The sequence below is a fragment of the Arthrobacter sp. Soil_N43 genome, assembly GCF_057655195.1.
Window position 1 is genome coordinate 1 of the sequence record NZ_JBDGML010000093.1, and the last position, 11,136, is coordinate 11,136.

Consider the following 11,136-nt stretch of genomic DNA (forward strand, 5'->3'; position numbering starts at 1 on the left):
GACCGAAGCAACCACCAGCGGCACGGCTGGTCCGGGCAGTTCCGGAGTCACGCTGTACCGCAACGGCTCCGTCTACACCGCCGCCGATCCCTTCGCCACGGCCATGCTCGTGGACGGCGGCACCGTCGCGTGGGTGGGGTCGGAACAGGCAGCGACGTCGATCGCCGACAGTTCCATGGACATCGTGGACCTTCGCGGGGCGCTCGTGGCGCCCGGATTCGTTGATTCCCACGTGCATCTGACGGAGACCGGGATCGCGCTGGAGTCGCTGCAACTGGGTGCCGTCCGTTCCGCGCGGCAACTCCTGGACGCTGTCGCGGATGCCGCGGCTGAGGGCGGCAACGGCCCACTTCTGGGTCACGGCTGGGACGAGTCCCTGTGGTCGGACCCCACGCTGCCGGAACCGGGCGAGCTGGAGCGGGCCGCGGGCGGCCGGCAGGTTTACCTTTCCCGAACCGACGCCCACTCCGCGCTCATCTCCCCGTCCCTCGCCGCTGTGGCCCGGGCCGAAGGGCTGGACGGCTTCACCGCCGGCGGACATGTGAAGCGCGCGGCGCTGGCCGCCGCCCGGATGGCGGCCCGCAGCCTTCCGGCAGACACGCTCCGGGCGTACCAGCGCCGTGCCCTGGAGGAAGCTGCCGCGAACGGCTACGCGGCGGTGGCGGAAATGGGTGCTCCCCACATTGGAAGTGTGCTTGACCTGCAGCTGGCGGCAGGCTGGAACAGTGACTCCGGCGCGGCACTGCCCGAGGTCCTGCCGTATTGGGGGCAGCTGGTGGCGTCGGAGCCCGAGGCCCAGGCCCTGCTCACCGAACTGGGTGTGCCGGTCCGGGGCCTGGCCGGAGACCTCAATATCGACGGTTCGATCGGTTCACGCACGGCCTCGCTCCGGGAGCCGTACGCCGACGCGCCGGGGGAGAGGGGGACGACGTATCTCTCCACGGACGAAGCAGCGGCCCACCTCGCGGCCTGTTCGCTTCTGGGCATCCAGGGCGGCTTCCACGTGATTGGCGATGCCGGCCTTGACGCCGCCCTGGACGCCCTGGACCAGGCGGCCGCCGAGGTGGGAGAGCAGCGGATCCGGGCCGCCGGACACCGGTTTGAACACGTGGAAATGGCCGACGCCGAAGCGATTGCCAGGCTCGCCAGGTATTCCGTGACCGTCAGCGCCCAGCCGGCCTTCGACGCCGTCTGGGGAGGCCCGGGCCGGCTCTATGAACAGCGGCTGGGCTCCAGAAGCCAGGACATGAATCCGTTCGCCTCCTATTACTCAGCCGGCGTTCCCATCTGCTTCGGCAGCGACAGCCCGGTGACCCCGTTGCGGCCCTGGGCCGCCGTCAAGGCCTGCCTGGAGCACAACAACCATGCCCAGCGGATTTCCGCCCGGGCGGCCTTCCTTGGCCACACCCGTGCCGGTTGGCGCGCGGCCAGGCATCCCAACCCGATGGCGGGCCAGCTGGTACCGGGTGCGCCGGCCACGTTTGCGGTCTGGGAGGTCGATGAGCTCATGGTCCAGGTCGCCGACGGCAGGGTGCAGTCCTGGAGCACAGACCCGCGGGCCCGGACACCGCTGCTGCCGGCCCTGGACACGGGCTCGGAGCCGCGGTGTCTGCAGACTGTCCGGAACGGCCAAGAACTGTTTGCGGCCGGGGCATTCGGCTCCTGACGGCCGGTGCAGGAGCCCGCAACAAAGGACCGCACAGCTGCGAATTTGCGGCGGCCAGCCCCTCCGAAACCGGGCACTGACCTGCGACGATACAAGTAAGGGCAGGTCAGATGCCGGTTGACAGGGCATGGGCCGTCCGTAGCATTGAGGATCAACGGACGGACGCAATTGGACCGGTGTCTGTCTGGCCACTCCCGAGGCAATCGGACCGCGGAAACGCTCTGGTCATGTGCGGCGGTGGCATTCCGTGGGCGGGTCCATGGCGCAACAGAAAACAGTTCCCCTACCGGCACCGCGTAATCCGGAACTGGCCCGAGGCGCATGGACCCGCCCTTGGCGTGTCCGGACTTCTGCTGCGATGGCCGGCGGCCGTCCCGGCGGGCAGCCGGCTGCGGAAAGCCGGCGGTGAAACGCCCTTTATAATGGAGAGTTGCGCTTTACGAGTCGGGCGGTCCCGCCACACTCCACGCGTGCTGACCGCTCCCATCCAGGAAAGGCCTCCCTGTGCGTGTCCTCACCATCATTCCCACCTACAACGAGCTGGAGTCGCTCCCCATAACGCTGGGTCGCCTGCGTGCGGCAGTGCCGGCATCCGACGTCCTCGTTGTGGACGACAACAGCCCGGACGGGACCGGGCAACTGGCGGACAGCATCGCCGCCGAAGACAGCCAGGTCCACGTCCTGCACCGCAAGGGCAAGGAAGGACTTGGGGCCGCGTACATCGCCGGTTTCAAGTGGGGACTCGCGGCGGGCTACGACATCCTGGTCGAAATGGATGCCGACGGATCCCACCAGCCCGAGCAGTTGCCCCAGCTGCTGGATGCCGTGGAACAGGGCGCCGACCTCGCCATGGGCTCCCGCTGGGTGCGCGGGGGAAGCGTTGTGAACTGGCCGCTGTACCGTCAGGCAATTTCCCGTATCGGCAGCACCTACTCCCGGATCATGCTCGGGGTCAAAATCAAGGACGTGACGGGCGGATACCGCGCCTTCCGCCGCACCACGCTGGAGAAGCTGAACCTGGACCAGGTCGAGTCCGTTGGCTACGGCTTCCAGGTGGACCTTGCCTGGCGCGTTGCCAAGTTGGGCCTGACGATTGTGGAGCGCCCCATCACCTTCGTGGAGCGCGAGCTGGGAGCCTCCAAGATGAGCGGCAACATCGTGGTGGAAGCCATGCTCAACGTGACGAAGTGGGGCCTGACGGCCCGTTGGAACAAGTTGACCGGCAGGAAGCCGGCATCCGGCCGGGAGTAACAGCCGGCAAAAGCAAAAGGCCGGGGCCGCTGCAATGTGCAGCGGCCCCGGCCTTTTACGGTTGGACTGGCTAGGCTGAGCGCCTCTCGCCACGACGTTCGCGCAGGATGGTGAGGCGGTCTTCGAGGATCTGCTCAAGCTCCGGCAGCGACCGGCGTTCCAGCAGCATGTCCCAGTGTGTGCGGACAGCTTTTTCATTGCTGGTGTCGGGGCGTTCGCCATCAACGAGCAGCGCTTCCTTGCCGGTCTTGGAAACCCAGACAGGGGGAATTTCGGCTTCGGAGGAGAAGGTTACAAAGACCTGCTCGCCGTCCTCGCACCGGTACTCAACCCGCTGACGCGGAGCCGGCTCCACACCGGACTCGGTCTCCATGCTTTGGGCGCCAAGACGCATGCCCCGCAGGCTGCGATCGCTCATGATTTCTCCCTCTGGTCGGTTCGCGGAGCGGGCTCCGCGCTAGCCGGAGGTTTCAAAAGCTGCCTCCGGACTACGGTGTGCTCTACGTAGCATCACTAAATGGAACGCTTTGCCAAGCATTGTTGTTCCGGGCGGAGTGATCAGCCCGGACAAATATCCCATTATACGGATTCATTGCTCCGCCGGCAACGCGGCAGAGGGAGGCACGCCAACGGCGTGCCTCGCTCTGCGTCAGGCTACGAGGACGCGGGCTGCTTCCCGGCGTCGTCCGACGGGCCGAACAGGTCCCCGGACCGCGGGTCGGGATTGGTCCCGCCCAGCGCGTTGCCGATTCCCTTCAGCGCCTCGCCCACCTCGCTCGGGATGATCCACAGCTTGTTGGACGAGCCTTCAGCGAGTTTGGGCAGCGTCTGGAGGTACTGGTAGGCGAGGAGCTTCTGGTCGGGGTTGCCCTTGTGAATGGCGTCAAACACCTTTTGGATGGCCTGCGACTCGCCATCCGCGCGGAGGATGGCGGCCTTGGCGTCGCCCTCAGCCTTGAGGATGGCCGCTTGACGCTGGCCCTCTGCCGTCAGAATGGCTGACTGCTTGGTTCCCTCGGCCGTGAGGATGGCGGCGCGCCGGTCCCGTTCCGCCCTCATCTGCTTCTCCATCGAATCCTGGATGGAGTGGGGCGGATCGATGGCCTTCAGCTCCACGCGGGAGACGCGGATGCCCCAGCGCCCCGTGGCCTCATCCAGCACCCCGCGGAGTTGGCCGTTGATCTGGTCGCGGGATGTCAGTGCCTCTTCCAGGTTCAATCCGCCGACCACATTGCGGAGAGTGGTGGTGGTCAGCTGTTCCACGGCCTGGATGTAGTTGGCGATCTCGTACGTCGCGGCACGGGGATCGGTGACCTGGAAGTAGACCACCGTATCGATGGACACCACGAGGTTGTCCTCGGTAATGACGGGCTGCGGCGGGAATGAGACCACCTGCTCACGAAGGTCCAGCAGCGGCAGCAGCCGGTCAACGAACGGGATCAGGATGGTCAGGCCGGGGTTGAGGGTCCGCTGGTACTTACCCAGGCGCTCAACCACGCCGGCCCGGGCCTGCGGCACGATCCGCACTGAACGGACCAGCACTATGACCACAAAGACGATCAGGACCAGCATTACGATGGTGAGGGCGAGTCCTCCTGGACTATCCATACTTCTCCTTCATTCCCCAGTTTCAGTGAAGCTTTACGTGGCGGCTCGGCCGCCGGATCTGCTGCCGCCAGTTTGGAGGCAGCAGAAATTTGGACTGTCGGGACCCTATTGGACGGCGGATTCCGACTGAGGCGCCACAACGGCCGTCGCGCCTTCGATGGCAGCGACAATCACCCTCTGGCCCTCCGCCAGTACTCCGGAATCGGAGCGCGCGCTCCAAATGTCGCCGCCGATCTTGACCCGCCCGCCGGTGGCGGTCACGGGCTCCATGACCAGTGCGGTCTCCCCGATGAGCCGGTCAATGTTGGTGCGTTGTTCAGCTGGCCCCTTGTGCAGGTGCTTCAGCGTGACTGGCCGCACGAAGGCGATCATCAACAGGGACACGACGCAGAAGACTACGATTTGCAGCCAGAGGTCGGCGCCGGCGAAATCGGCAACGACGGCTGCCAGGGCGCCGCCGCCAAGCATAATGAAAAAGAGATCAAGGGTCAGCATTTCCACGGCGGCAAACACGAGGAAGACCGTGAGCCAAAGTGCCCACCAGTTTTGGCCAAGCCATTCGAACATTCAATTCCCCCTTGATCCCGGGGGCTGCGGGGCAGACCCTCAGTGACTTTCTTCCATCCTAGACCGGCGGAGCGGCGCTCGGCAGGTGACGGACGCACAAGGCCGGAACGTGGCCAAGCCGTTACGTGGCGGCGCTCTTGCGGGGGAGGAAGACGCTGATCCGGAACCTGGCACCGACGCGGGTCACGGCCGGAAAGTCCGCCAGCCTCTCGGTCAGCGCGGCACGGTCAGTGTGGTGGCCGGCAGGACCCATAAGTGCCAAGTTGGCCACGTCGGCGGGGGACAGCTCAAGGTCAAGGTCCAGGTCCTCGGCGGACAGCAGATCGAAGTGGGCCGACAGCGAGCCAGCCAGCCGATCGTCCTTGGCTGGCTCTATCCCGAGCATTCCGGCCTGGCTGGCAACCTCACTGAGGTGGCCCTGCCGGGGTGTCACCACCACCAGCCGGCCCGAAGGCCGGAGCACGCGGCCGAACTCGCTGGCATTGCGGGGCGCGAAGACCACGGTGACGACGTCGACGGCGGCATCCGCCAACGGGAGCGGCTGCCACACATCGCCGACCAGGTTCACGGCCTGGGGGTTGAGCCGCGCTGCCCGGCGCAGGGCGAACTTTGAGATGTCCAGTCCGACGGCGGCAATCCCGGCGTCGTGCCCGGGAAGGTCAAGTATTGCGCGGAGGTAGTGGCCGGTGCCGGTGCCGGAATCGAGCACAGCCGGCTCCGGACCCTGCAGCGCCGGTTCGGCCGCGGCGGCGACTGCCGCTGCCAGAGGGCGGTAGTGGCCGGCGTCGAGAAATGCCGTGCGTGCGGCCACCATCTCGGCGGTATCCGGCTCAAATGCTGTCCCTTTACCGACCAGCAGGTTGAAGTAACCCTGCTTGGCGGCGTCGAAGCTGTGGCCATGGCGGCAGGACAGGGCGCTGCTGCGGGTTGCCCCGGCGGACGCAGGGACGGGTGCAAGGGCTTCCCGGCATACCGGACAAAGCAGGGGCGGCAGGCGGAAAGGCATGCTGACAATCCTAGGGCTTGCTAGGCTCACGTGGGTGAAGCCAGAACACCTGCCGCTGCTCAGGTCCGTCTCCGCCCCTGCCGTCCACCCGGACGGTTCGCGCGCCGTCGTTTCGGTGACCCGCCCCGATTTTGACGGCGATGCCTACGTGGGGCAATTGTGGAACGTTCCGCAGGACCCGGAAAGGCCTCCGCGGCGGGTGACACGCGGATTCCGGGACACGGCTCCGGCGTTTTCTCCCGACGGCCGGGTCCTCGCCTTCCTCCGGTCCGCCCCTGGCGGCAAGCCGCAGCTGTGTGTGGTGGAGGCTGCCGGCGGGGAGCCCCTGGTCCTGACCGACCAGCCACTGGGGGTATCGTCCTTCGCCTGGTCACCCGATTCGCAGCGGCTCGTGTTTGGCTCACGCCAGCCCGACGACGGCCGGTACGGCACCGTCGACGGCGTGGGCGCCGGCAGTGAGGACGCGCGCCTGATCACCAGCTTCAAGTACCGGATGAACGGTGTGGGCTACCTGCAGGACCAGCCGCTCCAGCTGTTTGTCCTGGACGTCCCGGACCTGGGCGACGAGCCCCGGGTCCAACCCGCAGGACGCGCACTGAAGGACAGCCAGGACAGTCAGGACAGGCGCACTGGCCCTGACGCCGGGCACGACGCCGTGCCCCGCTCCGCGGAGAAGGGCATGCCTGAGGCGAGGCAGCTCACCTCGGCGGCAACAGATCACACCGGTGAGTCCTTTAGCAGCGACGGCAGGTGGGTGTACTTCGTGGCCGCGCTCCATGATAGGAGCGACGAGGATCTGGCCGCCGGCGTCTACCGGGTTGCCGTCGGCGGCGGTGAGCCCGTGCCGGTCCAGGCGACCAACGCGGGTCCGCAGACCGTCCTCGGAGCCCGCGAGTCGCGGGACGGGAAATGGCTGTTCTTCACCGCCCAGGACCTGGGCGTTTCCGGCTTGGATTTCGTCGCGAAGAACACAGTTCTGCACGTCATGCCTGCCGCGGGCGGAGAGGCGCGGGCGCTCAGCGATGCCGAGAACATGGACGTCGATGCGCCCGGCGGCCTCATCGCGCTGCGCGGAAAGGACGCGGCCCTGGTGCTGAACAACGCCCAGGGGACCGTGGAACTGCTCGAATTCAGCGCCACAGGCAGCCACGCCCTCCTGGTACACGGAGACCGGGTGGTCACCGGAGCCGGAGCAGCCGAAGATTCGTTGTTCATCAGCTTCGCGGACGCCGCCACCGCCGGCGATGTAGCCTGCCTCAACCAGGGCCAGTTGCGGCTTCTGACGGATTTCTCGGCGGCCCTCCGGACGGAAGCCGGGATCATCGAGCCCCAGGCGCTGGTTGTCCCGTCCTCCGACGGCCACGAGGTCCACGGATGGGTGCTGGTGCCGCCGGGGAAGGGGCCGCACCCCGTGCTGCTCAACATCCACGGCGGTCCGTTCTCCCAGTACACGGTGGCGCTCTTTGACGAGGCGCAGGTCTATGCGGAGGCCGGCTACGCGGTGGTGATGTGCAATCCCCGCGGCTCGGCAGGCTACGGCCAGGCGCACGGAAGGGCCATCAAGGAGCGGATGGGCACCGTGGACATGCAGGACGTGCTCGCCTTCCTCGAAGGCGCACTCGGGAAGTTCTCTGCGCTCGACGCCGGCGCGCTGGGAATCATGGGCGGCTCCTACGGCGGATACCTCACGGCCTGGACCATCAGCCAGGACCACCGTTTCCGGGCCGCCATCGTCGAGCGCGGTTTCCTCGATCCGGTCAGCTTCACCGGCTCGTCCGATATCGGCTGGTTCTTCGGCGGCGAATATACCGGCACTTTGCCCGAGCAGGTGGCGGCTCAAAGCCCCATGGCCACCATCACGCAGGTCAGGACGCCCACGCTGGTGATCCACAGTGAGGATGACCTGCGGTGCCCGGTGGAGCAGGGCCAGCGGTACTTCACCGCGCTCAAGCAGCAGGGCGTTGACTCCGCCTTCCTGGTTTTCCCCGGCGAGGACCACGAACTGTCCAGGTCAGGAACGCCGCACCACCGCCGCCAGCGGTTCGAGCACATCCTGGCGTGGTGGGCACGGCACCTGCCGACCGCCTCTGACCGCGGCGGGCAGCATCCGGAGGGCGGAAACTAGCGGGGTTCCGTCAGGAACCCCAGCTCCCGGCGTGCCCGGTCGATTCCAGGCTCAGCCCAGCGCTGCGCGTATTCGCTGTTGGTGGTGAGGGACCGCAGCTCGGCCCTGTCGATGTACAGCGTTCCGTGCAGGTGGTCCGTTTCGTGCTGGACGATCCTTGCCTGCCAGCCATTAAAGTCCCGGACCACGGGCTCTCCCGCCGGGGTCAGACACTCCAGCCGGACGCTTTCCGGGCGCTCCACCACAGCCTGCAGCCCGGAGAGGGACAGGCAGCCTTCGAAGTAGGCGGCCGTCCCGCTTGGCAGCGGGGAGTACGAGGGATTGAGTATGGCGAAGAATTCGAGGGGCGTGCGGTTCCGGACGGCGGCGGCATCCTTGTCGATTTCAAACTGGTCCTCGAGGACGGCAAGCTGCAGCGGAATCCCCAGCTGGGGCGCTGCGAGGCCGACTCCGGGGGCCTCGTGCATGACCTTCCGCATCAGGCCGATCAGGTCGGAGAGCTCCGTCGCGTTCAGCTGTCCCTCGAAGGGAGCGGAACGCTGCCTCAGGACAGGGTGGCCGGCCTGGACTATGGGCGGCAGCGTGTCCATCGCCAGTAATTCCTGCACGGCCTCCCGGATGCGGGCAGGAGTGTAGGACGTGGGCGGAGATGCTGGGCTCATGAAGCCAGCCTAACGGGGCCACTGCATGGTGAACCGCCTGGCCACCAGGGCATTGAGCGCCGGAACCGCCGCAATCCGCGCGATTGCCGTGTTCCGCGTCCGCAGCCGACCGCCGGAGAGCGGCCTCCCCAGCGCCATATTAATTTCGGCCTGGCGCTTCGCTCCGGCGGCCGCCCGCCGGCGGGAGGCATCGAACCGGCGAAGATCCGTCCCGCAGGGCCGGCCCCGCAGGCTGGCCATGATGATGGGCAGCAGCGATTCCCCGTCCAGCCAGCCAAGGTTCATGCCCTGCCCGCCGATGGGGCTGATTTCGTGTGCGGCGTCTCCGATGAGGGCAGTTCTTCCCTCGACCATGCGGCTGACCAGGCGGGAGCGGACGCCGAAGCTGCTCAGCATGCTGTTGGCGCCGGGATCCACGGCGATGCCCGTCCTCTCCCTCACGAGACCGGCCAGCAGGTGCGCGTCCGGATGTGGCGGTGGGCCGGACAGCCTGACTACCCAGCGGCGCACGCCTCCGGGCAGGGGAAAGGACTCAACGATCCCGCCGGCTTCGAGGAACAGGGCGGCGTCCTCGCCGTACGGGCTGGAGTCAGGAAAATCACCCATCAGATAGTGCTCCGGGTAGCGTTTTTCTGCTGCCGGCAGTCCCAGCAGCCGCCGCACCGACGAATTGGCGCCGTCAGCGCCGATGGCAATCGCAGCGGACATCGTGTGCCGGGTACCCGCGACGGTGGCGTCGACCGTGACCCGGGCGCCGTCGTCGTGCATGTCCGTCACCTCGGCCCCGCGAAGCAGGGCGTCCGGGTCCAACTCCAGCACCCGGGCCTCGAGGACTACTTCCGTCACCGGCTGGGGTACGGCCAGGACGAACGGAAAGCGGTCCGACACCGGCGTGAACGGCATGTGCGCAATTTCCCGGCCGGCCCAGACGGCCACGCCGCGGCGGATGCGGATCCCGCGGGCCACCAGGGGTGCGGCGGCCCCGATGCGGTCCAGCGCGGCAAGGGCCGGGGGATGGATGCCGATCGCCCTGGTGTGCGCATTCCGGCCGGAGCGCTTCTCGAGGATCCGGACGGCCACGCCCTCCTGGAGCAGCAGCGCGCCGAGGAACAGCCCGACGGGACCGCCGCCAACGATCAGGACGTCACTCACGGCCGGTGTCCGGGCTGTAGGTGAGCACGCAGTGGAAGGGGGAGTGGCGCTCGGCCCGCCATCCCGCTGGAGCGACGGCGGCAAGTTCCGCAACCGTGTAGCTGCGCCTGATGGAGGTCAGGCCGTCGCCGCGGATGTAGGAGCCGGTCATCGGCAGCGCGCCGGCGCCAAAGAGCGCGTAGGCGAGGGCGTTGCGGCGGAGGTCGTTGTGGACGGCCAGGCGCCGGGCCAGCTTCACGGAATCGTTGAGCAGCCCCTGCAGTTCCGCATCGGACAGGTGGTGCAGCACGTGGTTTGAAATCACGAGATCGAACGCCTGGCCCTCCGCGACCAGCTCTGCGCTCGTGGCCTGCCGGAACCGCACCCCCTGCTGCGGCTTTCTGTGCTCGGCGAAACGGTATGCGCGGGGATCGGGGTCGATGCCCGTGATGTCGAGCCGGAAGCCGTCCCGGGCCGCCCAGCCCGCGAGCATCAGCGCCAGGTCCCCGCCGCCGCAGCCAATGTCCAGCAGCGTAGACGGGACACCAGGGGACAGCAGCGGCCTGAGCCTGGTGCGGTAGAGGCCATGCCAGCCTGAAATGACACGGTTGACCAAAGCGAACTGCCGGTAGGTGCGGTCCAAACGTTCCGGATCGCAGTCGGGCCGGTCCATCTCCTCAACAGCGTTGGCGTCCCGCGCGCCGAGCATGCCCACGGCGGGTCAGGCCAGGGACGATTCGGCCTCGTCCGCGAGCCGGCCGTCCGCCGGCACTTCCAGCGGCTGACCGATCCTCGTGAACAGCCCGGTTTCCACCGTCAGTCCGGGCCCGAATGCCATGGAGCAGATGCGTTCATCCCGGTCCTGCGGCGGAAGATCGAGGATGTGCCTGAGTACGAAGAGCACCGTGGCGCTGCTCATGTTGCCGTAGTTGCGGAGGGTTTCGCGGGCAGGGACCAGCTGCTCGTCAGTGAGGCCCAGCCGCGACTGCACCTTGTCCAGGATGCTGCGGCCGCCGGGGTGGATGGCCCAGTGGGTGATGTCCCGGTAGGGGAGGCCCGTGAGTGAACTGTCCCGGGCCAGGAGGGGTTCCAGGGCGCCGACGATGTGGTCGTCGATGAT

The 11,136-nt window shown here is 67.5% G+C and carries 11 protein-coding genes; 3 read left to right on the top strand and 8 right to left on the bottom strand.

All coding sequences use genetic code 11. From position 1 onward, the window contains the following. The first annotated feature begins 52 nt into the window (after positions 1-52). Positions 53-1,666, top strand: a complete 1,614-nt coding sequence (locus AC3A3W_RS11620; RefSeq protein WP_487442936.1) for an amidohydrolase — start codon at positions 53-55, stop codon at positions 1,664-1,666. Between the two features lie 504 nt (positions 1,667-2,170). Continuing rightward, positions 2,171-2,917 (top strand): polyprenol monophosphomannose synthase, encoded by a 747-nt coding sequence (locus AC3A3W_RS11625; RefSeq protein WP_487442924.1) that lies wholly within the window; start codon positions 2,171-2,173, stop codon positions 2,915-2,917. A 70-nt stretch (positions 2,918-2,987) separates the two neighbouring features. Here the strand turns inward: AC3A3W_RS11625 and AC3A3W_RS11630 are convergent, their stop codons facing one another. The 4 genes from AC3A3W_RS11630 to AC3A3W_RS11645 form a co-directional block, all read right to left on the bottom strand. Continuing rightward, positions 2,988-3,335, bottom strand: a complete 348-nt coding sequence (locus AC3A3W_RS11630) for an RNA polymerase-binding protein RbpA (RefSeq protein WP_003802221.1) — start codon at positions 3,333-3,335, stop codon at positions 2,988-2,990. Between the two features lie 236 nt (positions 3,336-3,571). Further along, positions 3,572-4,525, bottom strand: coding sequence for an SPFH domain-containing protein (locus tag AC3A3W_RS11635; RefSeq protein ID WP_205653301.1), 954 nt, complete (start codon positions 4,523-4,525; stop codon positions 3,572-3,574). A gap of 105 nt (positions 4,526-4,630) precedes the next feature. Continuing rightward, on the bottom strand, positions 4,631-5,092 hold the full coding sequence (locus AC3A3W_RS11640; RefSeq protein WP_205653302.1) for an NfeD family protein: 462 nt from the start codon (positions 5,090-5,092) through the stop codon (positions 4,631-4,633). 121 nt (positions 5,093-5,213) lie between these two features. Continuing rightward, the gene (locus AC3A3W_RS11645) at positions 5,214-6,098 is read right to left on the bottom strand and encodes a putative RNA methyltransferase (protein ID WP_487442926.1); all 885 of its coding nucleotides are present in this window, start codon (positions 6,096-6,098) and stop codon (positions 5,214-5,216) included. A 34-nt stretch (positions 6,099-6,132) separates the two neighbouring features. Here AC3A3W_RS11645 and AC3A3W_RS11650 point away from each other — a divergent pair, with 34 nt between their 5' ends. Next, the gene (locus AC3A3W_RS11650; RefSeq protein ID WP_487442928.1) at positions 6,133-8,223 is read left to right on the top strand and encodes a S9 family peptidase; all 2,091 of its coding nucleotides are present in this window, start codon (positions 6,133-6,135) and stop codon (positions 8,221-8,223) included. On the opposite strand, the gene AC3A3W_RS11655 is transcribed toward AC3A3W_RS11650, so the two are convergent. The 4 genes from AC3A3W_RS11655 to AC3A3W_RS11670 all read right to left on the bottom strand — a co-directional run. Continuing rightward, on the bottom strand, positions 8,220-8,885 hold the full coding sequence (locus tag AC3A3W_RS11655; protein ID WP_487442930.1) for a peptide deformylase: 666 nt from the start codon (positions 8,883-8,885) through the stop codon (positions 8,220-8,222). The two genes, AC3A3W_RS11650 and AC3A3W_RS11655, sit on opposite strands and share 4 nt — an antisense overlap. Before the next feature lie 9 nt (positions 8,886-8,894). After that, complete coding sequence (locus AC3A3W_RS11660) at positions 8,895-10,037, bottom strand: FAD-dependent oxidoreductase (RefSeq protein ID WP_487442932.1); 1,143 nt, start codon at positions 10,035-10,037, stop codon at positions 8,895-8,897. Beyond that, positions 10,030-10,725: a class I SAM-dependent methyltransferase gene (locus tag AC3A3W_RS11665; RefSeq protein WP_487442938.1), complete on the bottom strand. Its 696-nt coding sequence runs from the start codon at positions 10,723-10,725 to the stop codon at positions 10,030-10,032. Before AC3A3W_RS11665 ends, AC3A3W_RS11660 begins: the two co-directional genes overlap by 8 nt. 12 nt (positions 10,726-10,737) lie before the next feature. Continuing rightward, the coding region (locus AC3A3W_RS11670) for a 3-oxoacyl-[acyl-carrier-protein] synthase III C-terminal domain-containing protein (RefSeq protein WP_487442934.1) at positions 10,738-11,136 on the bottom strand (399 nt) is incomplete at its 5' end.

Coding starts and splice junctions, on each gene's coding strand:
- AC3A3W_RS11655 (WP_487442930.1), bottom strand. CDS start 8,885: ATGAGCCCAGCATCTCCGCCCACGTCCTACACTCCTGCCCGCATCCGG.
- AC3A3W_RS11645 (WP_487442926.1), bottom strand. CDS start 6,098: ATGCCTTTCCGCCTGCCGCCCCTGCTTTGTCCGGTATGCCGGGAAGCC.
- AC3A3W_RS11630 (WP_003802221.1), bottom strand. CDS start 3,335: ATGAGCGATCGCAGCCTGCGGGGCATGCGTCTTGGCGCCCAAAGCATG.
- AC3A3W_RS11635 (WP_205653301.1), bottom strand. CDS start 4,525: ATGGATAGTCCAGGAGGACTCGCCCTCACCATCGTAATGCTGGTCCTG.
- AC3A3W_RS11640 (WP_205653302.1), bottom strand. CDS start 5,092: ATGTTCGAATGGCTTGGCCAAAACTGGTGGGCACTTTGGCTCACGGTC.
- AC3A3W_RS11665 (WP_487442938.1), bottom strand. CDS start 10,725: ATGCTCGGCGCGCGGGACGCCAACGCTGTTGAGGAGATGGACCGGCCC.